The organism is Alistipes sp. AM16-43 (genome assembly GCF_003435745.1).
In the GTDB taxonomy this organism is placed as follows: Bacteria; Bacteroidota; Bacteroidia; order Bacteroidales; family Rikenellaceae; genus Alistipes; species Alistipes onderdonkii.
In genome coordinates this window covers 222,995-249,993 of sequence record NZ_QTUQ01000002.1, presented here as the reverse complement: position 1 = coordinate 249,993, position 26,999 = coordinate 222,995, and the positions used below count along the sequence as shown (strand labels likewise).

Genomic DNA, 26,999 nt, shown 5'->3' with positions numbered 1-26,999 from the left:
TGGGCCCGTGATTCATGCGTGCTGCTCATCCTGCCGTCAGCCTGAATCGTAGTATCCGGGAGCTTTCATAGCTTCGCATTTTTTAAGTTGAACAATCTATTTCGGAGCGGCAGCCATACGCTGCGCCGCTTCCTTCTCGGCATCGTCCAGATAACGGGCGATGATCGGGCTGGCGCCGGAGATGGCGTCCATGAGTGTACGCTGCACTTCCGTATGGCGGATGTCACGCAGCACTCCGGCCAGGGTTTGCCGCTGCTCTTCAGGCACGGCCTGCCCCTTGCACAAGGCGAGGATGCAATCCAACTGTTGCGGAGAGAAACTCTGCGTCCCGGCAGGCGGGGCCGTCGTTTCGCATCCTATGTCCATCACCTCTTCGGTCGCAGCTTCGCGCATCAGGGTGTTCTCTTCCTCCGCGGTGAGCGCCGTAGGTTCCTTATGTATCCACCCCTGAACGGTCGCTTGCACAGCGCGATGTTCCTTATCGCTGTCGCTTGCCGGTACAAATGTATGGTCGCTCTTGTCTGAATTGTTCCCCTTGCGCCGGGAGTGGCGTGACGCGGCGCGTGCTGGCGTCCGCTGACCGGCGCCGTAGTCCCGGGTGACGACCAGCGCATCGTCTTTAGGGGTAACGGCTGCCGTCCGACGCCTGCGGCGGCGTGGCGGGTCGAGACGGTCGGCTTGCCGTCGATGCCAACGCGCCAGCGCCCGGCACGTCGGCCCGAAGCAAATCTCGCCCAACTCGCCCCGGAAGAGGAACTTATCCAGAAACAGGTAGCAGAACAGCACGAGGAACAGCACGACGAGGGCTTCCGTGATTTTCATAACGGGTGTCATCCTTATAGAATTTTATTGAGTCCTTTGGAGCAGAGCGACCGTATTTCCGTCCGGTGCCGCTCGAAGTGCTGTTCCAATACGTTGTCGATGAAGTTCCCGACCGTAAAACGCCGGTTGCCCGCAACGCCCACGAGGGTCGTGATCTTGCGGTGCAGCCGCCGGTCGATATAGACGCATTGCCGCGCTTCGGAAGGAGTATTCTTCAGAAACCGCGACGCATAGTCTTCCGCATCCGAACGCCTGACGCGCGGCTCCGAAGCCGGGGTTTCCGCCTGTTCCGACACTTCGGTATCCGACGAAGAAGCCGCCGGCTCCGGGGCCGCCATCAGGCTGCGCAGGTACTCTTCGTCGATCTCCTGTTGGGCGGGAGCCTTCCTGCTACTCATGGCTCGGAAGTTTCAGAACGGCGCAGATCTCCGTCATCAGGCGGTCGAAACCGCACTCGGCGACGAAAGCCCGGTCGGGCGGCAGCAGCGTACACCGGTACACCGGGCCGCCCGCTTCCTGAATATCCTTGTTGAAGTTGCTCCGCACGGGAATATGCGTGCGCAGATGCCGCAGCCCCAACTGATCGAGGACTTTCTCGTACTGTTCATAGAGCGGCGTCCGCTCGCGGCGATCCACCAAGTTCCAGAACAGGAACAGCTCCCGAAGATGCGCCCGTCCCGTCTTGATCAGGCGGTCGTTGAGAACAGAGGCGAAATTGAGCGTGCTTTCCAGTACAATGCGGTCGGCCTTCATCGGAATAAAGAGGTAGTCCAACTCGACGATCGTGGAGAGGACGCCTTCATTGCCCACCGTTCCCGGAAGGTCGAACAGCACGACATCGTATCGTTCTTCGGCGACGGCGGCCCATTTCCGCCATTCGAGCATCGCTTCGGAAGGTTTGCAGCAGAGAATACGATAAGGCTTCACCCCTTTGTTCTCGGCGAGCGAAACGAGGAGTCTACCGTAGATCGCCGAAGATTGCACGACGGCCTTGTCGCGGTTCGAAAGTTTGAGGATGGAGTGTTGCGGGTAGTCGCAGTCCACCACCGCGACGCGGATGCCGTGCAGGTAGTGCAGCCACGAGGCGGCCAGCACCGTGAGGGTCGATTTGCCGACGCCACCTTTCTGGGAGGCGAAAGCGATGCATAACGGGTTCTGTTCCATACGAGAATAATTAAGCGATTAATATTTAACTTGTTCCGATACGCGGATACGTACTTGCGTATTCACGTATCTTCGGCGATTCATACGCCTTTGCGGATTCACATACTTTTGTCGGCAGATACGGATGTAAGCTGTTACATACAAACCACGGCATCTATGCAGACATCTACATCCGTATCCGCATAGCCGCGCAATGACGGATGTACGGGAGTAAGAGACTACGCGGGCAGGTAGATTCGTAAGTACTGATCCGCACACAAAGAAAATGAGAAAACGCCCCCGTTCGACGGCTCCGAAAACGGGTGGCGCCCAAAGGCGCGTATCGGCGTCCGTTGGCAGGTATATATCTGATACAACATAAAATAAAACGCTCTACCTTTGCCTCCGAAAGGAGTAATCCCGCTGCGACGCCGAAGGCGCGCACCTTCATCCGGCCCCTGGCCGGATTTCTATATGCGCCCGCATATAGCAAGGGGTACTTTCAGCCGCTCGGAATATTCCGAGCCGCCGAAAGTGCCGCCGCGACCTGCGGCGCGGCGGACGGTTACTCCCGAGTCGTAACCTCAAAACACCGATGCCCTATGGATGCTGCCGATAAACCGACCTCCGCCGCGGGCCGCAAAGCCCTCGACGATCCGCGCATACACCGCTATTACGTTCGCCTGACAAGCGAGCAGAACGAGCGTTTCCTGCGCATGTACGAACACTCCGGAATGAAAAATAAAGCCGATTTCATCTGCCACCGCATCTTCGGATGACCTTTTACGGTCGTCGTTCGAGACAAGAACACCTACGATTTCTATGTCCGGCTGACGGGATTTTACGCCCAGTTCCGGGCTATCGGGGTGAACTACAACCAGTGCGTCAAAGCCATACACACGACCTTCGGCGATAAGAAAGCGTTGGCCTATCTCTACCGTCTGACGCTCGAAACGCAACGGCTGGAACAACTCGTGAAGGCGGTCGTCGAACTTACGAAGGAGCTGCTGCAATGGTGCCGAAAGTAAACTCCGGGGCCAATGTCTACGGCGTACTCCAGTATAACCGCATTAAGGTCGAAGCCGGCGAAGGCCGGATATTATACATGCAGGGAATACCCGAATGCAGCGACGGCAGATTCAGTATCGAGGAGTGTGCGGAAGCCTTCGGGTACTACACGGCGCTCAATCCCCGAGTCCGAAAACCGGTCGTGCATTTCTCGCTCAACCCCTCGCCCGAAGACCGGCTTTCGGAAGCGCAGCTCACACGACTTGCCGCCGAGTTCATGGAACGTATGGGATACGGCCGCCAGCCCTACGTCGTCTTTCTGCACGAAGACATCGCACGGCGACACATGCACGTCGTCTCGGTGAGGGTGGACGAGCAAGGCCGGAAGATCGACCACAACAACGAACTGCGGCGCGCCATGGCGGTTTGCAGGGAGTTGGAACACGAGTACGGCCTGCATGTGCCCGAAGACGGCGGCGTGCAAACAGAACCGGAAGAATTGCACCGGGTCGATTACCTTCGGAGCGATCTGAAGCATCAGCTGCGCAACGTCGTGATGACGCTCAAACAGCAGTACGGATTCCAGTCCCTCGCGGAGTTCAATACGCTGCTCGAACGCTATGGCCTCGCAGCCGAAGAGGTCCGAGGAGACGTACGAGGTCGACCGTATCGGGGGCTCGTTTACCACGTGCTCGATGACGACGGGCAGCGCACGGGAGCCGCGGTCAAAGCGTCCCGGCTGGGCGATTTCTTCGGATGGAAGGCGCTGGAAGAAAAATTCGACGCCTCGAAACAACGGCTTCGGCAACATCCCGAAACGCTCGACCGTACACGCCGCGAAATCGACCGTGCCCGGAGCGGAAGCCGCAACCGCAAGGAGTTCACAGCCGAACTTCGGAAAAACGGTATCGACGCAGTTTTCCGGGAGAACGATGCCGGGCGGATTTACGGAGTCACTTTCATCGACCGCACGACACATCAGGTGTTCAACGGCTCCCGGCTCGGAAAGGAGTATGCGGCCGACGCTTTCGAGGCGTGGTTCAACGGTCGGGAGCAAGAGTCGTCCACACCCATACAGGAAGAGTTACGGCCGTTGGCACCCCTCGAACCGCCCCAGCCGGGACTATCTTCGGTCGAAGAGTTCGAGGAGTACATCGAGACCCACTACGTTTCGATGCCCGACGTAATAGGCGAACTCATGGAATATAAGCCCGAAAAGGAGTGGGAAACAGCTCCCGAATACCGGCTCTTCCCCCGCAGGAAGAAGCGGCGGCGGAAAATCCGGAAAAGAATTTAACAATCTCGATACGTTACGATCATGCAAGAAGAAGACGATCTGCGCGGCTTGGCCAAAGTCGCGGATTTCATGCGGGCGATCAGCTTTCTGTTTCTCGCCATTCACATCTACTGGTTCTGTTACGAGTGGTTTGCGCAGACGGGATGAACGATTTCCGTCGCAGACCGCATCCTGCAAAATTTCCAGCGGACGGCTGCCTTGTTCTCATCGCCGCTCTGCACCAAACTCTTCTGTACGGTATTTCTCGCATTGTCGTGCATGGGAAACCGTGGCGTGAAGGACGAGAAAATATCGTGGAAGCATATCGCCGCGGCAGGCGGCATCGGCATACTGCTATTCTATGGCAACGGCTGGCTGCTCGGGATGAATGTCGTGACGACCCTGCGGGCGGCGCTTTATACGGCGACGCTGCTGGCGGGATTCCTCGGCATGCTGGCGGCCGGACTATGGAGCAGCCGTCTGCTGAAAAACCGTATGACGGATGATCCGTTCAATGCCGAAAACGAGAGTTTCATGCAGGAGACACGCCTGCTGAAAAACGACGATTCGTTCAACTTTCCGACCGAGTTCGTCTTCCGGAGACGCAGGCACAGCGGATGGATCAACGTCGTGAATCCCTTCCGGGCGAGTATCGTTTTAGGGACGCCCGGCTCGGGAAAATCCTATGCCCTCATCAACAACTACATCAAGCAGGCCATCGAAAAGGGATATGCGCTCTACGTCTACGACTTCAAGTTCGACGACCTGTCGGTTATCGCTTACAACCATCTGCGCAAGAACCTCAAGGCTTACGGAGCGACGCCGCCGAGATTCTATGTCATAAATTTCGACGACCCGCGCCGTTCGCACCGATGCAATCCGCTCGCGCCGAATCTCATGTCCGACATCACCGACGCATACGAGGCCAGCTATGTCATCATGCTCAATCTCAACCGTTCGTGGATACAGAAGCAGGGAGATTTCTTCGTCGAATCGCCGATCGTGCTGCTCGCGGCGATCATCTGGTTCCTGAAGATTTACGACGGCGGAAAATACTGTACCTTTCCCCATGCCATCGAGCTGCTGAACAAACCCTACGAAGATCTGTTCACCGTATTGATGGCTCACGAGGAGTTGGAGAACTATCTTTCGCCCTTCGTGGATGCATGGAAAGGTGGAGCCGCAGAGCAGCTGATGGGGCAGATCGCCTCTGCGAAGATTCCCCTCTCGCGTATGATCTCACCGCAGCTCTACTGGGTCATGTCGGGAGACGACTTTACACTCGACATCAACAACCCCGAGGAACCGAAGATTCTTTGCGTGGGAAACAATCCCGACAGGCAGAACATATACGGCGCGGCGCTCGGATTGTATAATTCGCGCATCGTCAAGCTGATAAACCGCAAGAAGCAACTCAAAAGCTGTGTGGTGATCGACGAGCTGCCGACGATCTATTTCCGGGGGCTGGACAACCTGATCGCAACGGCGCGTTCCAACAAGGTCGCCGTGTGCCTGGGTTTTCAGGATTTCAGCCAGCTAAAGCGCGACTACGGAGACAAGGAAGCCGCCGTGATTCAGAATACCGTAGGCAATATCTTCAGCGGACAGGTCGTAGGAGAAACGGCCCGGACGCTCTCCGAACGATTCGGAAAGATCGTGCAGAAACGACAATCCGTAAGCATCAACCGCAGCGATACCTCGACGTCGATAAACACCCAGCTCGACAGTCTTATTCCTGCGTCGAAAATCTCGACGCTCTCGCAAGGCATATTCGTCGGAGCCGTGAGCGACAACTTCGGAGAGGAGATCGAGCAGAAGATTTTCCATGCCCGGATCGTCGTGGACAACGACGCCGTGAAAAAAGAAATGGCGGAGTACAAACCCATACCCGAAATATCGTCGTTCCTCGACACCGACGGACGGGACATCATGCAGGAGAAGATCAAGGAGAATTACCGCCGCATCAAGCAGGATGCGCTCGACATCATCGAAGCTGAAATGAAACGGATAGAAAAGTATGAAAAATTGGCGGAAAAGTTATTAGAGAAATCCGAATAGATAGTGGTTTGGTAAAATCTCCATTTCGCATAGCGATTTTTTTTGAAAAAATCGCTATGCTCTATTTTACAAATTTAGATACGCTCATACTTATACAACCCTGTACAAGATCTATTTCCGCCCACAGCATATTTGCAAATTTATTTTTTAATCGTAAATTTGCAAAAAAAGGATTGAGTATGATTGAACGAACACTGCATAAAAAGCTCTCAGAACTTACGCAAAAATATCCAATAGTGACCTTGACCGGCCCCAGGCAGTCGGGTAAATCGACTTTGCTGCGTCATGCTTTTCCCAATTATAAATATGTTTCGCTTGAAGACCCCGATATGCGTTTGTTCGCAACGGATGATCCGAGAGGTTTTCTTAAGACTTATCCGGACAAAACGATTATCGACGAAGCCCAACGGGTTCCGGCTCTGTTCTCCTATATCCAGACGCATACGGATAAAGAGGGACGCGAGGGGATATATTTGCTGGCCGGTTCGCACAATTTCCTGTTGATGGAAAATATCAACCAATCGTTGGCCGGAAGAACCGCCATACTGAAACTTCTGCCGTTTTCTCATGCGGAGATGAAAGAGAGCGAAATACTTCCACGGACAGTCGATGACGAGATTTTCAACGGAGGTTATCCTCGTCTTTATGATAAGGATATAGCACCGTCGGATTACTACCCGTTTTATATCCAAACCTATGTAGAACGGGATGTGCGTCTGATGAAGAACATCGGCGATCTGAGCAAGTTCATTCGCTTCATTAAACTGTGTGCAGGGCGTATCGGACAGCTGCTCAACCTTTCGTCGCTGGCCAATGAGTGCGGCGTTGCCGTTTCGACTATCTCGACTTGGATTTCCGTATTGGAGGCAAGCTACATTTGTTACCTGTTGAAACCCGATCATAACAATTACGCCAAACGATTGGTCAAGACCCCGAAGCTCTACTTCTACGATACGGGCTTGGCGTGCTCGTTGCTGGACATACGGACAGCCGAGCAGGTATCGACACACTTTTTACGAGGCGGTTTGTTCGAGAATCTTGTAATTAACGAGTTCGTGAAACAAGCCTATAACAAGGGGGAAGAACCCAATCTAACATTCTGGCGCGACAGCACCGGCAACGAAGTTGATTTGCTGCAATATATCGACGGCAAGCCGTACGCTTACGAAATCAAATCGGGAGCGACCTATTCTCCGGATTTCTTCAAGGGCATCGCCAAATGGGCTAAGCTATCGGGAGCAAACCCAGAACAATGCTTTGCGATCTATAATGGAGAGAAGAATATGAAAACTTCGGCCGGAGAAATCATAAAGTGGTAAAATATAAATAGATGCGTTATGCCGTTAAGAATTGATGTTCCTGAAAAATTCTTGAACCTCTTCCATAAAATCTTTGAAAACGAACCAATCGAGAATGGGAATAAATTGAACTTGTTCTCATTGAAAATATCGAATAATGCGTTTTCATATGCTACTTTGGTAGAGGAGCTTGGAGATATTCTAACGGCATATGCTCTTTCCCGAAGCGCATATGATGAATTGTGCAGCCAAAAGAAATACACTACTCTTGTATCCAAAGCGAAAGAACGTTTAAGAAAGGCAGAGAGCAATGATGGAGAATTGGGTGAGATTTTGTTATATACCATGTTAGAGGCTCACTTGAAAGCACCTAAACTGTTAACAAAACTTGAATTGAAGACCGATCCAAACCATTATGTAAATGGGGCGGACGGTGTTCATCTATTAAAAATAGATGACAATACATTCCAATTCATATTCGGTGAATCCAAACTATATTCTGACTTAAAAAAAGGCGTAAAGAAGGCTTTTGAATCTTTGAAAAATCTTTTGAAAGAGGATTTGAATAAGTTGCGCTATGAAATTCAACTCGTCAATTCAAATTTCTTAAAAGAGGCGCATGATGAACATTCTGTAGACCTGCTGAAAAAATTGCTGATCCCAAGAGAAAATGATGAGGATCTAAATATCGACCACTCATTTGGGATATTTCTGGGATTCGATGTCGAGATTACGGATGATGAACGGAAGTTAAATAATGCAGATTTCAGAGAAACTATCTATGAGAAAGTTGAGAACGCAGTGCGGGCCATTCTTCCGACGATAAATGATCATATTAAACAAGACGATTTCAGAGGATATAGTTTCTACATATACATCGTTCCATTCTCCGAGCTTAAGAAACAGAGAAAAAAGATGATTGCTGAATTAAAAAAATAGATGGAAGATGACAGCTGCAAATCAGATAGCCCAAACGATTATTTCGGATTCATATTTTCTAAAATTATACAGAGTGTGCGTTGAACGTTCTGTTTTGCGCACATTGAATATTGACACCGAAGAAAAATATACCGAAAAAGAAATTCGCGACTTATTGCGATTTGCAGACTTATTATCGACCTCTTCTATCTCGGATGCGCGTAATTACGCATATAAAATCATTACCTATCTAAATCCTTACTACAAGGATAATGTGTACTATCACACCGTTGCAAAAGCTGTTTATAGTAACTTGGGCAATTTCCCCGCTATATCTTATTTAGAAGCCGACAATAATAACACCTCTAATTTGCCGTTCGATCGCTCGGTTCAGAATGAAGCAAAAAAACTTATACAGGAAGTTCCCGATGGCGTAGGGCACGTTTTTACGGATATTCAATACGATTTGTTTTCGAAATTGATTTCATCACGCGAATTCAGTTTTTCCGGGCCGACTTCTATGGGAAAGTCTTTTGTCATCAAAGCGTTCCTGCGATGTGCAATTCAAAATACACCGCAGGAAAACTTTATCATATTGGTTCCAAGTCGTGCATTGATAAATCAATACGCCATTGAACTGAAATCTGAAATGGGAGCATTGTTGGAAACCAATAATTATAAAATAGTCACCAACTCAAATATCGCGGAGCTGCCAATAAATGAACAATGCAATTATGTTCTGATTCTTACGCCCGAGCGTTTGATCAGTTACATATCGCAGGAAAAGAATCCTTCGATAGGTTTCCTTTTCGTGGATGAAGCGCACAAATTAGCACAAACGGAAGACGCCCGCAGTATAACTACCTATACGTCTATTGAAAAAACGCTGAAAAAATATCCGGATATAAAACTTTATTTTGCCTCGCCCAATGTCTCCAATCCTGAGATCTTATTATCCATGTTTCGGAATGGAAAGGCAGAAAATACTTTTAAGACGCAAGAAACTCCAGTTGCACAAAACTTATATTTCATAGATTTATTAGAGAAGGAATTATCCTATTGTTTGAATGATGAATTCATACCGATAAATCATCCGGTATTGGCAGATATTTCGTCCATCAATGATGTATTGCTTCGCTTCGGACAACGTAGCAATTTGATATATTGTAATGCGAAATCAAAAGCAATTAGTTATGCGAAAGAACTTGCGGCGACCATAGAATGCTCCGACAATAAAGCGTTGAAGCGAGCGGCGTCTATTATCAGAGCTTATATACACCCCGATTACTACCTTGCAGACTTGGTTCAAAAAGAAATCGCATACCATTTCGGAAATATGCCGCAATTGATCCGTAATTTGATAGAAGATTTATATCGAGACGGTCATCTGAAATATATTTTCTGCACTTCAACTTTGCTGGAAGGTGTAAATATGCCCACGCAAAATCTATTTATTTTAGATGATAAAAAAGCGAAGAAGATTTTAAGACCTATTGACTTTTGGAACTTGGCAGGTAGAGCAGGACGTCTTGCGAAAGAGCTTCAAGGAAATGTGTTTTGTGTTAAACATGGAGATGTAAGTTGGGATAAGCCATCATTTTTCAAGGAAAAAGATATACAACTCGTACCAACAATATACGAAAGAATCGACCATAATCTGAAAAAGATTGAGAAGATTATTCAAGAACAAGAGATTTCTGGAACAGATATAGAACAGAACATATTGAGATATATAGCCAATATCATTTGTATAGATACACTTGAACCTAAGAATGGGTATAAAAGCCCTATAATAACAGCTTTAATAGAACGAAACAAAACGAAGATTATTGAATTGGCCAAATCTAAATCGGCTCAAAATGAAACGCCATATTTGATATTGTCTGCGAATGAATCAATAGAACTGAAGACCCAAAATAGTGCATATAAACAGTTGAAATATTTACATGCTCAAAAGCGTAATATATTATTGCCGGCACAAATCAACTATCCCAATATTTTAGAAACATTAACAAAACTATATAAACTATATAGTTGGAATGACAAATATCTCGGGAAAGAAAATTCGCTGAAATACTTTGCCATGTTAATGAATAAATGGATCAACAATAGTAGTTTGAACCAAATTATCTCGGAATCTATTGACTATTTCCATGACCACAATCGGAAACTTCGAATAAATAATGGTGATTTGGTTGATTTTGATAAAAATGACAAAACACATATAAATGCTTTAATTGGGAATATTATAGATGAAATAGAGATTGTTCTTCGATTTCAGCTTGAAAAATATTTCAATCATTATCATATGATGGTTAAAAATATTTTGGGAGAAGATAATGCCGGAGAAAATTGGGCGATGCTTTTAGAGTATGGAACTCAGAACAGAGAAATAATCGCTTTGCAAAATATGGGATTGTCGAGATATTCTGCGCAAAAAATTTTCAAGGAGTGCAGAGGTGCATTTATTTCAGAAAATGGACAACTTAAAAAAGTAGATAAACACAAAGTATTATCCAAGCTCCAAAAGGATTCAATAGAATATATCGAAGCACAAAAGTTGTTGTGACTAATATTGATGAAAAATTTATCAAGGAGTAAATTTCAAGAGATTAGTATCTCTATTCGATAAAGATATTTTTACATTAAAGTATGCCATTTTCTGCCACCTCGCGCCTCTTCTCGCCAGAAGGGACGCCTTTGGTGTTATGAACTGAAAAAGGCTTTATCTTGCCGGCGGATTTTCACCATTCATTCGATTTATTCATTTAATTATCTGCATTATGGCAAGAGAACAGGAAAAGCTATCGAAGGACGTGCTGGCCGTCCTCGACAAAAAGACGAACGATCTGCGTCTGGTCAGCGAGATGGACGAGCAGACGGGAGAGTTCAACACCGTGAGCACGGCTCCGGGCGATCGGCGCAGAGCCCTTTCGTTCGACAGCCGAACGGTTTTAGGAACCTTTTTCGAAAATCTTCGCAACCAATACGGACGCCCGTCCGACCTGGGCTGAAGTTTCTTCCGGATCGGAATCGAAAAACTCGACCGTATCCTCGATTCCATCATCCAAGTCCGCGAAGGCAAGGATCAGGACGGCTCCCTGGCCAAAGAGGTCTCCGACTACGAACTCAACAACGAGGGGCGTATCGCCAAGTTCGCCGACCGCTATAAGTTCGAGGAACGGGAACTTCCGTGGGATCAGATTCAGGCGTTGGGCCTGAACAAAGAAATCCTGCTGGAGAATCAAAGCATGGGTGACATCCTCAAGGGACGTATCCCCAACAAACTGGTACCGCTCAAACACAAGGTGGACGGCCGCTGGGTCGATCTGGGCCTCGGCACGATTTCGCCGATCCGCGACGATGCGGGCAATGTCCAACTCCGTATCTTCACACGTCTGGACGAGCCGCAGTACAAAATATCGCCGTATAAGGAGCTCTTCACGGACAAGGAAATCGAGCGCCTCGAAACCGACGGACATCTGGGTTCCACCAAGAAAATGAAAGATTTTACCTCGGGCCGCGAGTGCGAGTGTTATGTCAGCGTCCATGAGGCGACGAACCGCCTGACGACGCTTCCGGTCGATGCGCTGACGCTCCCCACCCGAATCTACGGCAAAGAGATCGGCGACGACATCAAGGCGCTGCGCTCCGGCAAGGAGATCTTCGTCGAAGACATCCACCTCAAGGACGGTCGGGTCATCTCGGGCCATGCACGCGTGGACGCCAACCGCGGAGACGTGGTGTTCCGCAACGACAATAATCCGCATCTGCGCATCCACGATACGGTTTTCGGAGTCAAGGTAAGTGCGGACATTCAGGCGAAACTGGCCAACCACGAGGTCGTCTTCATCCCCGGCATGAAAGTCGGCGGCAAGACGATCAGCACCGACCTTCGTTACAGCGACACGGGCCGGCCCCTGTTCGGCAACAACGCCCGCAATTACCGTTCGCGTCTGGGCGAGGAGAACCCGCGTCCGCGCCAGCGCGTCCGCCGGCGTCTTCCGTCGCTTCCCGGCGCACAACCCAAAGGCATGAAAATCGGTTAGCCATTATGAAACGACATGTAGAAGAGAAAGAGTTGCCGTACTTCGCGGCAACTCTTACCGCTTATTTGCGCGAAAGCCATCCCGAACTGCTCTCCGACAAACACTTCATCGCCGAACGGAGCGACCATGCGGCCCAAACCTATGAACGTGCCGTTCGCAACGGCAACAGCGTCTACGAAGCCCTGGAACTCTCGAACGCCGTTCTGTACCAAGACCTGCGTTTTTCGAAATACGATGCGATCTTCGAGGTCGTATCGGAATGGTTCCCGGAGGTCGCAGCCCGGCAGCGCACCGCTTTCTGTCTGAAACTGCTTCCCGTCTGCGAAGAGGTGTTCGAGATGTACGACCTGACCGACGACTTCGAGAGCAGCCCGTCCTATAAAAATCTTCTATTGGAACTCACCGGACTCATCCAAACCCACATCGAACTGCATGGCATACAATAAAAGAAAACATCTGGAGGCGAATATCGCCGCCCTGCGCATCGCTTTCGCTCCATCGACGGTACTTACCCCGCAGCAGCGAGATGCCCTGGCTGCGTACAGCGGCTTCGGAGCGTTGAAATGCGTCTTGCAGCCGGCCGCTGCGGACGACGACCTCGCGCAATGAAAGACAGACCGGGAACTCTTTCCGCAGGTGAGGGAGCTGCACGAACTGCTGCGCCATTATGCCGGCAGCGAACAGCGGTATAAAGACTTCGTGCAGAGCATGCGCAATTCTACGCTGACGGCATTCTACACACCGCCGGCCATCGTGCGTGCGCTCGCCGAGACGCTCCGGAATGCAGGAGTCGTTCCCCGCAGGCTGCTCGACCCCAGCGCCGGGGCCGGGATTTTCCCTTCGTCGTTCCGGGAAGCCGCCGACGGCGAAGTCGAAATCCTCTCTTTCGAGAAAGACCTGCTGACCGGACAAGTGCTCTCTGCACTGGCCCGGGAACGAGAGCAGGTCGTCATCGACGGTTTCCCAACCATCGAATCGGCCTATGACAGTTATTTCGACGTGGTAACGTCCAATATTCCCTTCGGTGATACCCGGATTTTCGACGCATCCTTTCGGAAGAGCGACGACCCGGTTCGAGGACAAGCGCTCAAGGCCGTTCACAACTATTTCTTCATCAAGGGACTGGATACGCTCCGCGAGGGCGGCATTCTGGCGTTCGTCACCTCGGCGGGCGTCATGGACGCTCCCGGCAACGAACCCGTCCGCCGCTATCTGATGGAGCATGCGCGGCTGGTTTCGGCCGTGCGGCTACCGAACAATCTCTTTACGGAGTATGCCGGCACGGAAGTGGCCAGCGATCTTGTCGTCCTACAGAAACAGAGCGAAAAGCGGAAACTTACCCCCGACGAGCAACGCTTCGTCAATTCGTCCGAGATCGGCAACGGAATTTACCTGAACGACTACCATCGGGATTTCAAGCACGCGATCCATACGACGTTTTCGCATGAAAAAGGTCTCTATGGACAATCCGCTCTCGTCCTGCACTACGACGGAGGCCCGGAACGGATCGCCGAGCGGCTGCGCGGAATCCTCGCAAATGATTTCGCAGCCCGCCTCGACACCGAACGATATACGCAATATCTTCGTCCGCTCCATATTCCGCAGGCGCAAACCGTGCCGCCGATCGCCCGGAGACAAAATCGGGTCGCGGCTCCGCAATCCGTACCGCCACCGGAGCCGGCATCCGTTGCACCGACTCCGGAAATATCGGCTCCGGCCGCATCGCTTTTCGGCAGCGCTGCCGCCGTTCCGATCGCCCGCCGTCCGCTGGGACAGCGGCGGCGAGCGGGGCGCAATACGGATACGACCGGCATGTCCGATCTCTTCACACAGGGAAATCTGTTCGCACAACCGGCGGAGGCCGCGGATGCAGCGGATGCCCCGGCAGCAGTCGCTACGCCGGCTTCGGAGAATAAAGATCCGCGGCCCTTTACCGGCACGATGCTTCCGCACTACAAAGAGCGGTCGTTGGTTCTGTTCGAAGGGCAAGTCGGGCGTCTGGGCGGCCTGACACGACAGGGCTGCACGTTCCATCCCGAAGAGCTGGGAACCTTGTCCCGATACCGGGCCGAACGCTATATCCCGTTGCGGGATACCTACCAGCTGCTCTACCGGCTCGAAATGCAGAACGAGATCGAATACAAGGGCCTGCGGCGCAAACTCAACGGATGTTACGAGAACTTCACGGCTCTGTTGGGCGATCTGAACAAGAAAGAGAATGCCGCTTTCATCCTGAATGATCCCGGCGGGCGGGAGGTGCTGGGGCTCGAACGCTTCGTAGAAGGCCGAAAACAGCTCTCCGACATCCTCCGACGCCCCGTATCGTTCGACCCTTACGAGCTCAAGCACGTCGATACGGCGGCCGAAGCGCTGGCCGCCTCGCTCAACAAGTTCGGACGGGTGGAGTTTTCCTATATGGAGTCGCTCGCATCGCGCTCCCGGCAAGAGCTGATCGACGAGCTGGGCGATCTCATTTTCTATAATCCGATGGTCAAGGGGTATGAAATCCGCGAACGGCTCGCGGCAGGGAATGTCGTCGCCAAAGCCGAATGAATCGAAAATTACCTCAAGGAGAATCCCGACGACGATGCCAGCTGCCGCTCGCTCGCGCTGCTTCGTGAGGCCGCACCCAAACGCATCGAGTTCGAGGAGCTGGATTTCAACCTCGGCGAGCGATGGATACCGACCGATATTTACGAAGGCTTCTGCGAGCATTTCTTTCAGGTGCCCGTATCGGTAAGCTATTCGGCGAAGATGGATGCCTTCGGCATCGAGAACCACGGGTACAGCCCTCTGATCTCCCAAAAATACGTCGTCAAAGGAGACTTCGAGGTCTACGACGGTATGGATCTGCTGCATCATGCCATGCTCAACACGCTGCCCAACATCAACAAGGACGGCGGCAAGGACGAACACGGCAAGACCATCCGGATTCCCGACTTCGAGGCCCGGCAGAAGGCCGACACGCTCATCACCGAAATCCGGCAGGTGTTCGTCGAATGGCTGCATGCGCAGCCCGACGATTTCAAGGAGCGGCTGACCGATCTCTACAACCGCAAATTCAACTGCTATGTCCGTCCACGCTACGACGGCAGCCACCAGCAGTTTCCGGGGCTCGACCTGCGGGGGCTGGGCATCGACGACCTGTATCCCAGCCAGAAGGATGCGATCTGGATGATCAAGCAGAACGGCGGCGGCATCTGCGACCACGAGGTCGGTACGGGCAAGACGCTCATCATGTGCGTCGCAGCGTATGAGATGCACCGTCTGGGACTGGCCCGCAAGCCGATGATCATCGGTATCAAAGCCAACATCCACGAGATCGCCCGAACCTTCCGCACGGCCTATCCCAATGCCCGTCTGCTCTATCCCGGCAAGGAGGACTTCACGCCGGAGAACCGCCTGCGGATCTTCAGCGACATCAAGAACAACAACTGGGACTGCATCATCCTTACGCACGAACAGTTCGGCAAGATACCCCAGTCGGCCGAGGTGCAGCAGCAGATTCTTCGGCAGGAGATGGACGACATAGATGAAAATCTGGCGTCCTACGAAAAGCAGGGCGGACATGTGGACGGCTGGATTCTGCGCGGTCTGGAGAAGCGCAAGGAGAATCTGGATGCCAAGCTCCACGAGTTGCAGGAGACAATCGACGCGCAAAAGGACGATACGGTAGATTTTCAGCAGATGGGAATAGATCATCTGTTCGTCGATGAGTCGCACAACTTCAAGAATCTGATGTTCAACACCCGCCACAGCCGCGTGTCGGGACTGGGAAATACCGACGGCAGTAAGAAAGCCATGAATTTGCTGTACGCCATCCGCACCATTCAGCAGCGCACGGGGCGCGATCTCGGCGCGACGTTCCTTTCGGGAACGACCATCGCCAACTCCCTGACGGAGCTGTATCTGCTGTTCAAGTATCTGCGTCCCAAAGAACTGGAGCGACAGGACATTCCCTGCTTCGATGCGTGGGCCGCGGTATTCGCGCAGAAAACATCGGAGTTCGAGTTTTCGGTGACCAACGAAGTGATCTCCAAAGAGCGTTTCCGCTATTTCATCAAGGTTCCGGAGCTGGCCATGTTCTACAACGAGATTACCGACTACCACACGGCCGCAGACGTGGGAATAGACCGTCCCGAGCTGGACGAGGAGCTATGCCAGATACCTATGACCGACGATCAGCAGGCGTTTTTGGACAAGCTGGTGCTCTTCGCCAAGACGGGCGATCCCGAACATATCGGACGCACCGACCTGAGCGACGGAGAGGTCAAAGCCCTGATGCTGTTGGTGACGATGTACTCTAACAAACTCTCGCTCGACATGCGGCTGGTAAGTCCCGCGTATGCGGATTCGCCGGGCAACAAGGCCAGCCGCAGTGCCGCCAACATCGCAGAATACTACCGGCGATACGAAGATCAGAAAGGTACGCAGATGGTCTTTTGCGATCTCTCGACCTATAAGCCCGGCATCTGGAACGTCTATTCGGAGATCAAACGCAAACTGGTCGAAGACCACGGTATTCCGGCGCAGGAGATCCGCTTCGTACAGGAAGCCGCGAGCGACAAGGTGCGGCAGGCGATGTTCGATGCCATGAACGAAGGGAAAATCCGGGTACTCTTCGGCTCGACGCAGAAACTCGGAACGGGAGTCAATGCCCAGAAACGAATCGTCTGCATGCACCACCTCGACATTCCGTGGCGGCCGATGGATCTGGAACAGCGCAATGGCCGCGGCGCACGGAAAGGCAACATAGTCGCCAAGGAGTATGCCGGCAATAAGGTCAAAGCCTATGTCTATGCCGTTCTGCGCACGCTCGATGCCTACAAATTGAATCTGCTGCACAACAAACAGCAGTTCATCGATCAGCTCAAGCGCAACCGGTTAGGTGCGCGGCGGCTGGACGAGGGGGCCATCAGCGAGGATTCGGGGATGAACTTCGCGGAGTGGATGGCCGTGGTGTCGGGAAATACCGACCTGCTGCAAAAAGCCAAGCTCGAAGGCCGGATCGCAGCGCTGGAAAGCGAGCAGACAATCTTCATGCGCACCCGGCATGAGGCGCAGAGCCAACTGCAACGCTACACGGCGGAGATCGGACGACGGGATGCGATGCTCGAACGTCTGAAATGCGATTGGGACTATATCAACGAGGTGGCGCCGCCGGACGCCAAAGGCAAGCGGGCCAATCCCCTGCGGATCGACGGCGTGGAATCCACGGATATTGTCGCCCATGGCAAGCGCCTCGTGGAGATCGACCGCACGGTAAATACCGGTGACGATTACCAGAAAATCGGCACGCTGTTCGATTTCCGCATTCTTGTCCGCACCGAGCGAATGCAGAAAGACGGGCTGGCACTTACGGTCAATAAATTCATGGTCGAAGGGTTGGACGGCATCAAGTACACGTTCAACAACGGGCATCTGGCTGCGGAGCCGAAAACCGCGGCGACGAACTTCATCCGGGCGCTCGACACGATACCGTCACTGATGGCGACCTACGAGAAAGAGAAAAAGCAATTTACCCGCGACATTCCGACCTTCGAACAACAGATCGCAGCCGTATGGCCCAAAGAGGAGGAGCTGAAGCGGCTCAAGGCCGAGGCAGAGTCACTGACTCGGAAGATTCAACTCGACATCGCACAGAAGCAGCAGGAGATGCAGGCGAAAATAACTGATAACGGCAGTGAGTCGAAGATCGAAAACGCGGAGATTGTGGACGAGACAGCCAGACCGTCGAAGGCAGAGCTGCTTTCTGCGGCATCCGGGAGCCAAGAAGAACCGCCGGAAGAACGGGAACACGTCGTGTCTCCGCCCGAATCGGACTTTATTCGCAATCATATTCTTCTCGTGCGACCCGCGACAAACGTGAAGGCCAAAGGGCCGAAGTTATAAAAAAACGAGGCTGTCTAAAATTTGTTAGGCAGCCTCGTTGAATTTGATTGGTTATTCCCGATCAATCGTAATCGCCGTATCCGGCACTGCTTGTTCCATCGTCTGATAGAAAATACGCTTACTCTCCTGCATGTCTTTCAGATTGATGAAATCCAGTACATTATAGTATTGTTTGCCATCCTGATCCTCGACGGGACAGAGTTTCCCGCGACGTTTGTATTTCTCGACGAAATCCGGATCGAGTCGGATGAGCTGGCAGACTTCCTCCTGCGTCATCGAAAGAGAAATACGACGCTCCCGGCAGACATGCTGCAATACGAGGAGCATGTTCGAGGCTTTCATGTGGCTACGAACGAGCAGAGCGAATTTGCTTCGCTCGATAAGAATCATCTTTTTCATGACTTCTTTACTTTATTGGTTGATGTGGTGTTGGGTTCATTCCGGAGGGCTTCGAGAACGCGCGATCTGCTGTAATAGATTTTGCCGCCGTGCTTGACATAAGGGATCGTGCCGTCGCTCCGACGACGGGAGAGGGTACGATCGGACATCCGGGTAAGCATGCGGACTGCCGGAGTGTCGATCAGGTCATCGGGTAAAGGTCGAGAATTGTTTTGGATGAGTAGTTCGAGACGATTGAATCGTCGCAATACCAGACGTAATAAACGCAGAGTCGGATTACCTTTCAATGGCTTCATTGCAATGATCGTTGGTTAGACGATGCAATGATAGGAAACATTCCGATAGTAATAATTTAGTTAAAACAGGCAACTAAATAATCAACCCGCTCGTAGCACAAAAAAGCATATCCGAGTTGGATATGCTTAAATAGTATTTAATGCTTTTCTATTCGTTAATTTGCTTATGTATAATATTTTAACTATATTTGTCGTGAGTTCTTGGATATATTGTATAAGGGTGCAACAAAATGTAAGACTTCCGTCACCAATTCGTAACCCTTGCTCTTTTCAATAAAAATACCGTTCTGATTTACAGAACGGTATCTCAAAAACAGTCAGCCCCAACAGGAGGTTCCCTTTTTTACGGTGCATTTCTTTTGCCCTGAAATGTTCCTTGTGATGAATATTTTACTAAATTTGCGGTTGGGATTGAGAATTTTATTACGCTAATACACTTGCACTATGCCTCTGGAAAAACTAAATGCGGCACTGATCGGTGCTATACAAAATAGTACCCCGGAATATACCAATGCGGCGGCCATTCTGACGGACAAGCTCAATATCGGCCGCGAGGCGGCTTACCGCCGGCTGCGCGGCGAAGTGCCTTTCACCTTCGGGGAGGCGGGCGTACTTTCGGCGCAGATGAATTTTTCGCTCGACCGCACGGTCGGGGCCTTGGATTTCGGGAATGTGCTTTTCCGGCTGAGTTTCAGTGATTACCATACGGCGCTCGAAGATTACACGGGGGTTATCGACCAGGATACCCTTTTCTACCGTGAGGTTTCCTCCGACGTCGATGCCGAACAGGCCATCGCCGGAAATTCGTTTCCGCGGATGCTTTACATGCGTTATCCGAAACTGACCAATTTCAAACTTTTCAAATGGCTCTACCAGCAGGGGCTCATCGACTGTTCGGGGGCTAAATTCGAGGATATGAAAGTGCCGGAGGTGCTTTTGCAGAGCTACCGCGACCTGGTGCACGAAGCGCAGCTGATGCCTGCCACGACCCTGATATTCGACGGCAGTTGTACCAAACGCTGGGTCAACGCCATCTGCGCATTCCGCAACATGCATCTGATTAGGGACGAAAGCGTCGAAGTGCTGAAAGCCGAGTTGTTGCAAATGCTCGACGACCTGGAAGAGATTTGTGTTTCCGGGCAGTTCCGCAGCGGGCGGCCTGTGTCGGTCTTTATTTCGGATATGGATATCGAAGCGACTTACTGCTACCTTTCGGCACGGCATTACCGGGCGAGCTGCCTCGAGGCGTTCTCGATCAACTCGCTGCGCAGCTCCGATCCGGACATGTTCGAGCACACCAAACGCTGGGTGCTGGCCCTGAGCCGGTTTGCGACGTTGATATCATGCAGCGGGGAATTGCAGCGGATCCATTTCTTCAAGCGGCAGCGAGCTGTCGTGGCAGAATTGGAAAGGGAGGGCTTAGAACCCTCCCCCGAAGTCTTCCAGGAATAAACGGAACCTTGCGTCTAGCTCCTTGGTGTCTATCCTGTGCTTCAAATCCTGACGGATTTTCCACTTGCGTCACTTTTGCGGGTGTAGCCCGCCCCTTGCACAATCCCACTTGAATTCTTCATATCTCCTGTGCAATACAAAAGTAGGGTAAGGCTTCGGGTAAAACAAGACGGAAAACGGGTGTGCGTGCAGATTGATTGTCTGTTTTTGATGCCTGGTTTTGAGTACGGCTCGGATTTTGAAATTAAAATTTCAGGTGTGGGTGATAATGCTGATATCCGACGGAAGCGTGGTTTGTTTGTTTCGCATTGCGAAACAGGCTGTTCGGGGGGGGGAGGAGCGTGGAGGAAGAATGAAAAAAGCGAGGAGACTTCCTCGCTTTTTCAGTTGAGCTACCTGGATTCGAACCAAGAATAACAGGACCAGAATCTGTTGTGTTACCATTACACCATAGCTCAATGACGTTTTGGTGATGCAAAAGTAGAACTTTATTTTTCAATTGCAAAGAAAATTCACAAAAAAAATTAGTACATTTGTTTTAATCATTTTCCGACCGAATGAACTTGTAAATAAAAACAACCTAAAATCAGAGAATTATGGGAATTAAATTCCGCCTTATCGTCATGAACTTCCTCCAGTATGCCATCTGGGGTTCGTGGCTCATCTCGCTGGGCGCCTACCTTGGCGGTGGCCTCGACTTCACAGGGCTGCAAATCGGAAGTTTCTTTGCCACGATGGGCGTTGCGTCGTTGTTCATGCCCGCAGTGATGGGTATCATTGCCGACCGGTGGATCCCGGCGCAGAAGCTGCTCGGCATCTGCCATCTGGTGAGCGGCGGGTTCCTGATTGCCGCGGCTTCGCAAACGGCCTATGGGCCTTTATACAGTTGTATGCTGCTGAGCGTGATGTTCTACATGCCGACCATCGCCCTGTCGAATTCGGTGGCATACAATGCCCTCGACCTGGCCCGGCTCGATACCGTGAAACATTTCCCCCCGATCCGCGTGTGGGGTACGGTAGGCTTCATCGCCGCGATGTGGTTCGTCGACCTGACGCATATCGGCGGCGTGCAGATCAAGCTGACCGAGTGGCAGCTCTATGTCTCGGCGGTGCTGTCGTTCCTGCTCTCCGTCTACTCGTTCTCGCTGCCCGGCTGCCCCGTCGACCGCAATGTCAAGGCCAGGTCGTGGGTCGATACCCTGGGGCTGCGTGCGTTCACGCTCTTCAAGGAGAAGCGCATGGCCATTTTCTTCGTTTTCTCGATGTTGCTCGGCGCCGCGTTGCAGATAACCAACGCCTTCGGGGACTCCTATATACAGAGCTTCGGCTCGATGCCCCAGTATGCCGATTCGGCGATCGTGAAACACTCGGTGATCCTGCTTTCGCTGTCGCAGATGTCCGAGACGTTATGCATCCTGCTGATCCCGTTCTTCCTGCGGCGCTTCGGGATCAAGAAAGTGATGCTCATCTCGATGCTGGCGTGGGTGCTCCGCTTCGGGTTCTTCGGCGTCGGCAACCCGGGCTCGGGTGCCGCGTTCCTCATCCTTTCGATGGTCGTCTACGGGGTGGCATTCGATTTTTTCAATATCTCGGGTTCGCTGTTCGTCGAGAAGGAGACCAGCCGCGAGATCCGCTCTTCGGCACAGGGCGTCTTCATGATTATGACCAACGGCTTCGGTGCGTTCTTCGGTTCGTATGCCGCCGGTGCCGTCGTCGATGCCTGGGGATGGCCCGATTCGTGGTATATCTTCGCCGGCTATGCCCTCGTGGTGGCCGTGGTCTTCGCTGTCGTGTTCAAATACAAGCACAACCCCGAAGAGATGGTCTCGGTGAACCATTAATATAAGTATGGTTCCGGCGGCGCGGGGAAACCTCTCGCCGCCGGAATTTTTTTACCCGGGTGCCGGGCTACGGGCGGAGCATTTTGACGTGCGGGATACCTGCTTCGAAATAGGTGTCCGAGACCGGTGCGAACCCGAGGGTGGCGTAAAATCCGGCCAGGTGCTCTTGTGCCGAGATGCGGATGGGCTGGGGGCCCCATGTCCGGGCAATATAGCGCAGCGCTTCGGACATCAGGCTGCGGCACAGCCCGCGGCGGCGGTATGCAGCATCGACCAGCACGCGGCCGACCGAGGCTTCGGCGTAGGCGATCCCCGCCGGGATGATCCGCAGGAAGGCCACTACGCGGCCGCCGTCCTCCATCCACATGAATACGCTCTGCGGGTCAACGGCGTCGGCATCGGGTTCCGTGATGTGCTGTTCGAGGAAGAAGACGGCCTCGCGTGCCTGCACGATACGGTGGTATTCCCGGGTGGAGAGTTCGCTGAAATGTTTTGTGAGGACAGGGGACATGGCGGTTTGTAATTGATGACAAAGGTACTTAAAATTTCGGAAGATATGGATACGATCCGTGTGGATGGTGTGAGCTGCATCCGTTGCGGCCGATGTGTGAAGGTGTGCCCTTCGCAGATTTTCGTACAGGAGAAGGCGAGCGGCCCCGTGGCGCTCTCGAAACCCGAGAACTGCATCGTCTGCGGGCACTGCGTCGCGGCCTGCCCGACGGGGTCTGTGGCACATGCGGAATTTCCGCCCGCCAAGGTGCATCCGGTCGACTATGCGGCCATGCCCACACCTGCTCAGGTCGAACTGCTGATGGCTGCGCGGCGCTCGAACCGGGCGCTCTCGCAGCGCCCCGTGCCGCAGGAGATGCTCGACCGGATCGTTGCGGCCGCCGACCTCGCTCCGACGGCCACCAATGCCCGGCAGTTGGGCTATACGCTCGTGACCGACCCTGTGCTGCTGCGCCGTATGAGCGAATATACGCTCGGCGTGTTCGGCAAACTCGCGGATCGCCTTTCCCACCCGCTCGTGCGCCCGTGGCTGAGCCGTTTGCTGCCCGATGTCTACCGTTATGTCCCCGTTTTCCGGAAAATGCGCCGCGAATATGCCGGGGGCAACGACCGCATCCTGCGGGGTGCGACGGCCGTGTTGCTGATCCATGCGCCGAAGGAGAGCCGTTTCGGCGCCGAAGATGCCAACCTCGCCTACCAAAACGCTTCGCTGATGGCCGAGGTGCTCGGGGTGAGCCAGATATATATGGGCTTCGTGCTGACCGCCGTGCGGCAGGACAGGAAAAAGGGGCTCTGCAGGATGCTGGAGCTCGGCGGCCGCCATATCTGTGCCGTCATGGCGCTCGGGATGCCGCAGTTCCGCTACCCGAATTATATCGACCGCACGCCTTCCCCTTTGGAGCGGAGATAGGCGTGCGGGGCTTCCCGGAGCTGTGCCCGGGATATTTCAGTTGCTTTTTTCGAGTTTTTTGGCGGTTCGCGTCATCTGTCCGCTCCACCCGGTTGTCGCCGGGATACAAGGAGAAGCGGCCTCTGCTGTGCAGGGGCCGCTTCTCCTTTGCGGCTCGGTGTCAGTTGCCCGAAAGACCCCACTCCCCCGGGGAGTAGCTGCTTTTCGGAGCGTTCGGCACGTTGACGAAGAATTCGAACCCGCATTTGGCTTCGATCTCCGTCACGGGTACCGCACAACCGTCCGGTGTCTGGGTCTTGTCTGTGGTTTGTTCATACCAGAATCCGATGCATTGCAGTTCGTCGGCCGCAAGGGTGGTTACGGATTGTCCCGTGGTGCCCTGCTTGGTGCGCAGCAATACCTTGTAATAATGCGTCGGTACGGGGCATGGGTTACCGCCGTTGTCGGTCGTCGTACCCTCTGTCCCATCGAAATAACATCCCGTTACCACATAGAGCGTATCGGCGCACATCCATCCGCGGACTCTGGTTTCCAGGGTGCCCCATGCACCGCTGTTGAATGTAGCGAGCTGGGGCGTCATATTCGAATAGTAGGAAATCTGCTTGTTCGCCAGGTTGCTCACTTTCCGGTCGGCGTTGGGGACTTGATGCCCTTTGTTATAGGGGGCTCCCACACCGCCCACCATCTGCTCGGTCTTTCCCAGCGACGGGTCGGCCGAGTAGGCCCTCTCTTTCGAAGCGTTCGGGGCTGTATAATAGGCGTGCAGCGGATATGCTGCCCATAGGGCCGCCTTTTTCGCCTTGTCATAACCCATTGCGAAATTGCGCGGGTAGGAGCCGTTGCCCGCCGCCACGTCGGTGATGTAGTGGCATATCTCGGTCACCGAAGTGTTCGCTGCGGGCAGTTCCGCCCACGATTTTCCCAATGCCGCTGTTCCTGTTCCCGGGGTAGGGTCTGGGGAAGGATCGCCTCCTTCCCCGCCCGGAGTTCAATTCGCCGGTTGCCAGGTTATGTCGCCTATCGTCGTTCTGTTCTGATTATTTTGTTTTATGGTAATAGTGGCGTCATAACCTTGACAGTCGATTGTCGGTATTTCGAATGCGCTTTTACTGTTTCCCGGAATAGTGATACTTGCTGCCGTGGCACCATTGGCTGTTATGGTGACTGTTGCCGAACCTTTGCTTGAGGTCAACGCATTGAATTTAAGGGCTGTAATGCCTCCTGGGATCGTTACGGACATTGAGCCGTTTTTACCGATGGCTGCATATTTGTCGTTTATTACCACGACTCCGGCATTGGCAAGCGCCGTTTTGTCTGTGTTGGCCTGATTAGGATTACCACAGCCACTATAACTCCATTGCGGGGTTCCAGTGGTTACTCCGTTGAATGTGCCGCTGGAACCATAACTGGTAGTGCTGGGCACGGTGTAATTTTCGAAAGTCTCGGTTTCCCACATTACAGCCCCCGGTTTTGTCTGGGTGACGCTTACGGTTTGCGCTTCGGCGCCTTCGTACGATAATGTGATGGTGCCGGAACGTTCCTCGCCCTGATTTGCGTCTATCGTGAAAGAAACGCCGTCGACGTCATAAACGAATGAATTGAGCCAGGAAACGTTCGACGATGCGACGACCGACACCCCGTCTGTGGGATTATCAACCGTATAGTTGATGGTTTTGGTAGCGCTTTCCGCAGGAACGGACAAGGTCGTTTCCGATGTGATTTTCAGTACCGGCGGCAGGGTGATGTCATGGCCGGGAACGATCTGTATGCTTTCGATAATTATTCTTTCTTTTGCGGCGGAGGGCTCGATCCTGATTTTCGTTTTCGAATTTTGTGCGTCGAATTTCAGCAGGTAGGTTTTGAACTCCTCGGTCAGGTCTGCGGTCGTGATTGCCGCGGATTCTCCGGCGGTTACTTTGATTCCGGAAGTATCTTTCGGCCAGACTTTGGCCGAAATCAGTACCGAGAACGGTGCGGAGAGATCCAGTTCGCTGGTGACGATATACCCGGAGTTGTCGCTCGAACTCATGCGTAGGCCATGCGGGGAGTTGTATTGATAAACATAGGAGTTCGCCACATACAAGTTGTTTCCGTTTTTGTCTTTGCGGGACAGGATATTTGTTGCGGAGTTTCCTGTCAGGTTACTGAAATCGTCGGTAAACGGCAGGCTCAGACCGGTTGCCGCGGCTGTGATGTGTTCGTCTGAAAGATTGACATTCAAAGTGGTGATCTTTCCTGTTTCCAGATTGATTTCATTGGATAGGACAATCTCTTTTTTGATGACAAACCCTTCTGTCGCTGCTTCGACGACCAGTTTCGATCCCGCAGCCAACAATCGCGGATACACGCTTAAATAGGTGCCGCTGACACCGTTGATAACGTATTCCGTATTTGTCGTATAGGTCGCCGTTACGGTGTTGGAGCCGTTAAAATAGGGTGCATACATCGTGTAGTTCAAGAGGTCTACAACAACCCGGCCTGCCAGTGTGTTGTCGCCATCGGTCGTAATGGACAGTGACGATACGTGCTGGTCGGCCAATTTGGTGTCTGTAGACTGGTCTTTGAGTACGACTTTGACAATGGCACTCAACCGCCTGAATTCCAGATTGGCGACTTGCTGTCCCTCGGAATCGAGTGTGAGCGGTTTGCTGACCAGGATGTCGGCTTTGCCGTCGAACGAGTTGGCTGTCGGGGTTTGGTTTGCCGGCAGATCGACCTTTGCGCCCGTATTATCGCCTACTTTGTCGATTCCGTTGGCCGTGAATGGATAATAAGCGTAAATCGTTGATGAAATGTTCGCGTTACCGGAAAAAGTCGTTGTTGCGGCGCGCTCCGTCGCATCGTTCGTGAAGGGGTAGTTGGACTTCGTCCCGTCGGTACTGATGCCGATCTGATCGCCGACAGACCAATAAGGGGTCAATCCGTCGATCTCGGTGCGGACTTCCGGTTTGAGCTCAGGGTTCCCGGCCGTAAAAGTCATCTTGACGAGTTTGCCGGAAGAGGTGTCGATGCCATTGTCTTCCTTTTGGCAGGCTGTGGCTGTTACAGCGGTGAGAGCTGCAAACAGTGTGATTTTAGAGAGACTTTTCATAGGGCTGCGGTATTAGAGTTCGTGTTCGCTTCCCGA

Annotated in this window: 21 protein-coding genes, 1 tRNA gene and 2 pseudogenes; 15 read left to right on the top strand and 9 right to left on the bottom strand. The window is 52.6% G+C overall.

Translation table 11 applies throughout. The annotated features are described in order from the left end of the window. Positions 1-96: 96 nt before the first annotated feature. From DW189_RS04225 to DW189_RS04215, 3 genes are read right to left on the bottom strand one after another with little or no spacing between them, the layout of a single operon-like run. A complete protein-coding gene (locus DW189_RS04225; RefSeq protein ID WP_117506981.1) occupies positions 97-834 on the bottom strand; it encodes a hypothetical protein in 738 nt (245 codons plus the stop codon). A gap of 2 nt (positions 835-836) precedes the next feature. Beyond that, positions 837-1,220 carry a DUF3408 domain-containing protein gene (locus DW189_RS04220; protein WP_015546610.1) on the bottom strand — a complete coding sequence of 128 codons (384 nt, stop codon included), beginning with the start codon at positions 1,218-1,220 and terminating at the stop codon, positions 837-839. Then, positions 1,213-1,986, bottom strand: coding sequence for an AAA family ATPase (locus tag DW189_RS04215; RefSeq protein WP_117506980.1), 774 nt, complete (start codon positions 1,984-1,986; stop codon positions 1,213-1,215). The genes DW189_RS04220 and DW189_RS04215 overlap by 8 nt, the downstream gene beginning before the upstream one ends. A gap of 581 nt (positions 1,987-2,567) precedes the next feature. Between DW189_RS04215 and mobA the strand changes: the two are divergent. From mobA to DW189_RS04165, 12 genes and pseudogenes are all read left to right on the top strand, one after another. Then, positions 2,568-2,993: pseudogene (gene mobA / locus DW189_RS14590) on the top strand (conjugal transfer protein MobA). Next, positions 2,978-4,270: a conjugal transfer protein MobB gene (gene mobB, locus DW189_RS04210; RefSeq protein WP_117506979.1), complete on the top strand. Its 1,293-nt coding sequence runs from the start codon at positions 2,978-2,980 to the stop codon at positions 4,268-4,270. The pseudogene mobA and the gene mobB overlap by 16 nt, the downstream one beginning before the upstream one ends. 21 nt (positions 4,271-4,291) lie before the next feature. Then, positions 4,292-6,307, top strand: a pseudogene (gene mobC, locus DW189_RS04205) (conjugal transfer protein MobC). Positions 6,308-6,486: 179 nt separating this feature from the next. Then, positions 6,487-7,626, top strand: coding sequence for an ATP-binding protein (locus DW189_RS04200; RefSeq protein ID WP_117506978.1), 1,140 nt, complete (start codon positions 6,487-6,489; stop codon positions 7,624-7,626). A gap of 18 nt (positions 7,627-7,644) precedes the next feature. After that, on the top strand, positions 7,645-8,544 hold the full coding sequence (locus tag DW189_RS04195; RefSeq protein WP_015546603.1) for a DUF1837 domain-containing protein: 900 nt from the start codon (positions 7,645-7,647) through the stop codon (positions 8,542-8,544). A 7-nt stretch (positions 8,545-8,551) separates the two neighbouring features. Beyond that, the gene (locus DW189_RS04190; protein WP_044054139.1) at positions 8,552-11,092 is read left to right on the top strand and encodes a DEAD/DEAH box helicase; all 2,541 of its coding nucleotides are present in this window, start codon (positions 8,552-8,554) and stop codon (positions 11,090-11,092) included. A gap of 214 nt (positions 11,093-11,306) precedes the next feature. After that, the gene (locus DW189_RS14210) at positions 11,307-11,537 is read left to right on the top strand and encodes a hypothetical protein (RefSeq protein WP_147326490.1); all 231 of its coding nucleotides are present in this window, start codon (positions 11,307-11,309) and stop codon (positions 11,535-11,537) included. Positions 11,538-11,549: 12 nt separating this feature from the next. Then, positions 11,550-12,572, top strand: a complete 1,023-nt coding sequence (locus tag DW189_RS04180; RefSeq protein ID WP_310590948.1) for a DUF4099 domain-containing protein — start codon at positions 11,550-11,552, stop codon at positions 12,570-12,572. A 5-nt stretch (positions 12,573-12,577) separates the two neighbouring features. Continuing rightward, positions 12,578-13,018 (top strand): DUF1896 domain-containing protein, encoded by a 441-nt coding sequence (locus DW189_RS04175; protein WP_117506975.1) that lies wholly within the window; start codon positions 12,578-12,580, stop codon positions 13,016-13,018. Beyond that, positions 13,005-13,181 carry a hypothetical protein gene (locus DW189_RS14370; RefSeq protein WP_018697339.1) on the top strand — a complete coding sequence of 59 codons (177 nt, stop codon included), beginning with the start codon at positions 13,005-13,007 and terminating at the stop codon, positions 13,179-13,181. Before DW189_RS04175 ends, DW189_RS14370 begins: the two co-directional genes overlap by 14 nt. Positions 13,182-13,208: 27 nt before the next feature. Further along, positions 13,209-15,125 (top strand): N-6 DNA methylase, encoded by a 1,917-nt coding sequence (locus DW189_RS04170; protein ID WP_259295428.1) that lies wholly within the window; start codon positions 13,209-13,211, stop codon positions 15,123-15,125. 171 nt (positions 15,126-15,296) lie between these two features. Beyond that, positions 15,297-18,464 carry a helicase-related protein gene (locus DW189_RS04165; RefSeq protein WP_259295427.1) on the top strand — a complete coding sequence of 1,056 codons (3,168 nt, stop codon included), beginning with the start codon at positions 15,297-15,299 and terminating at the stop codon, positions 18,462-18,464. A 51-nt stretch (positions 18,465-18,515) separates the two neighbouring features. Here DW189_RS04165 and DW189_RS04160 read toward each other — a convergent pair whose 3' ends face one another. Next, positions 18,516-18,863, bottom strand: coding sequence for a hypothetical protein (locus tag DW189_RS04160; protein WP_015546599.1), 348 nt, complete (start codon positions 18,861-18,863; stop codon positions 18,516-18,518). Continuing rightward, positions 18,860-19,159 (bottom strand): helix-turn-helix domain-containing protein, encoded by a 300-nt coding sequence (locus DW189_RS14205; RefSeq protein WP_138265195.1) that lies wholly within the window; start codon positions 19,157-19,159, stop codon positions 18,860-18,862. Before DW189_RS14205 ends, DW189_RS04160 begins: the two co-directional genes overlap by 4 nt. Positions 19,160-19,603: 444 nt before the next feature. Here DW189_RS14205 and DW189_RS04155 point away from each other — a divergent pair, with 444 nt between their 5' ends. Next, positions 19,604-20,611 carry a hypothetical protein gene (locus tag DW189_RS04155; RefSeq protein WP_022332925.1) on the top strand — a complete coding sequence of 336 codons (1,008 nt, stop codon included), beginning with the start codon at positions 19,604-19,606 and terminating at the stop codon, positions 20,609-20,611. Positions 20,612-20,998: 387 nt separating this feature from the next. Here DW189_RS04155 and DW189_RS04145 read toward each other — a convergent pair. Continuing rightward, positions 20,999-21,069, bottom strand: a tRNA-Gln gene (locus DW189_RS04145). Positions 21,070-21,207: 138 nt separating this feature from the next. Here DW189_RS04145 and DW189_RS04140 point away from each other — a divergent pair. Next, on the top strand, positions 21,208-22,452 hold the full coding sequence (locus tag DW189_RS04140) for a nucleoside permease (protein ID WP_022332926.1): 1,245 nt from the start codon (positions 21,208-21,210) through the stop codon (positions 22,450-22,452). A 67-nt stretch (positions 22,453-22,519) separates the two neighbouring features. On the opposite strand, the gene DW189_RS04135 is transcribed toward DW189_RS04140, so the two are convergent. Continuing rightward, positions 22,520-22,963: a GNAT family N-acetyltransferase gene (locus DW189_RS04135; protein WP_117506973.1), complete on the bottom strand. Its 444-nt coding sequence runs from the start codon at positions 22,961-22,963 to the stop codon at positions 22,520-22,522. Positions 22,964-23,008: 45 nt separating this feature from the next. Between DW189_RS04135 and DW189_RS04130 the strand changes: the two genes are divergently transcribed. Further along, entirely contained in the window at positions 23,009-23,872 is an 864-nt protein-coding gene (locus DW189_RS04130; RefSeq protein WP_117506972.1) for a nitroreductase family protein, read from the top strand. A 160-nt stretch (positions 23,873-24,032) separates the two neighbouring features. Here DW189_RS04130 and DW189_RS04125 read toward each other — a convergent pair whose 3' ends face one another. Next, positions 24,033-24,797: a DNA/RNA non-specific endonuclease gene (locus DW189_RS04125; RefSeq protein WP_117506971.1), complete on the bottom strand. Its 765-nt coding sequence runs from the start codon at positions 24,795-24,797 to the stop codon at positions 24,033-24,035. 63 nt (positions 24,798-24,860) lie between these two features. Next, complete coding sequence (locus DW189_RS04120; RefSeq protein WP_117506970.1) at positions 24,861-26,963, bottom strand: BACON domain-containing protein; 2,103 nt, start codon at positions 26,961-26,963, stop codon at positions 24,861-24,863. Positions 26,964-26,999: the final 36 nt, after the last annotated feature.

Bases quoted from the DNA above. Each gene is read 5' to 3' on its own strand.
- DW189_RS04225 (WP_117506981.1), bottom strand. From the start codon at position 834: ATGACACCCGTTATGAAAATCACGGAAGCCCTCGTCGTGCTGTTCCTC.
- DW189_RS04120 (WP_117506970.1), bottom strand. From the start codon at position 26,963: ATGAAAAGTCTCTCTAAAATCACACTGTTTGCAGCTCTCACCGCTGTA.
- DW189_RS04140 (WP_022332926.1), top strand. From the start codon at position 21,208: ATGGGAATTAAATTCCGCCTTATCGTCATGAACTTCCTCCAGTATGCC.
- DW189_RS04220 (WP_015546610.1), bottom strand. From the start codon at position 1,220: ATGAGTAGCAGGAAGGCTCCCGCCCAACAGGAGATCGACGAAGAGTAC.
- DW189_RS04215 (WP_117506980.1), bottom strand. From the start codon at position 1,986: ATGGAACAGAACCCGTTATGCATCGCTTTCGCCTCCCAGAAAGGTGGC.
- DW189_RS04190 (WP_044054139.1), top strand. From the start codon at position 8,552: ATGACAGCTGCAAATCAGATAGCCCAAACGATTATTTCGGATTCATAT.
- DW189_RS04195 (WP_015546603.1), top strand. From the start codon at position 7,645: ATGCCGTTAAGAATTGATGTTCCTGAAAAATTCTTGAACCTCTTCCAT.
- DW189_RS04155 (WP_022332925.1), top strand. From the start codon at position 19,604: ATGCCTCTGGAAAAACTAAATGCGGCACTGATCGGTGCTATACAAAAT.
- DW189_RS14370 (WP_018697339.1), top strand. From the start codon at position 13,005: ATGGCATACAATAAAAGAAAACATCTGGAGGCGAATATCGCCGCCCTG.
- DW189_RS04200 (WP_117506978.1), top strand. From the start codon at position 6,487: ATGATTGAACGAACACTGCATAAAAAGCTCTCAGAACTTACGCAAAAA.
- DW189_RS04130 (WP_117506972.1), top strand. From the start codon at position 23,009: ATGGATACGATCCGTGTGGATGGTGTGAGCTGCATCCGTTGCGGCCGA.
- DW189_RS04135 (WP_117506973.1), bottom strand. From the start codon at position 22,963: ATGTCCCCTGTCCTCACAAAACATTTCAGCGAACTCTCCACCCGGGAA.
- DW189_RS04175 (WP_117506975.1), top strand. From the start codon at position 12,578: ATGAAACGACATGTAGAAGAGAAAGAGTTGCCGTACTTCGCGGCAACT.
- DW189_RS04160 (WP_015546599.1), bottom strand. From the start codon at position 18,863: ATGAAAAAGATGATTCTTATCGAGCGAAGCAAATTCGCTCTGCTCGTT.
- DW189_RS14205 (WP_138265195.1), bottom strand. From the start codon at position 19,159: ATGAAGCCATTGAAAGGTAATCCGACTCTGCGTTTATTACGTCTGGTA.
- DW189_RS14210 (WP_147326490.1), top strand. From the start codon at position 11,307: ATGGCAAGAGAACAGGAAAAGCTATCGAAGGACGTGCTGGCCGTCCTC.
- mobB (WP_117506979.1), top strand. From the start codon at position 2,978: ATGGTGCCGAAAGTAAACTCCGGGGCCAATGTCTACGGCGTACTCCAG.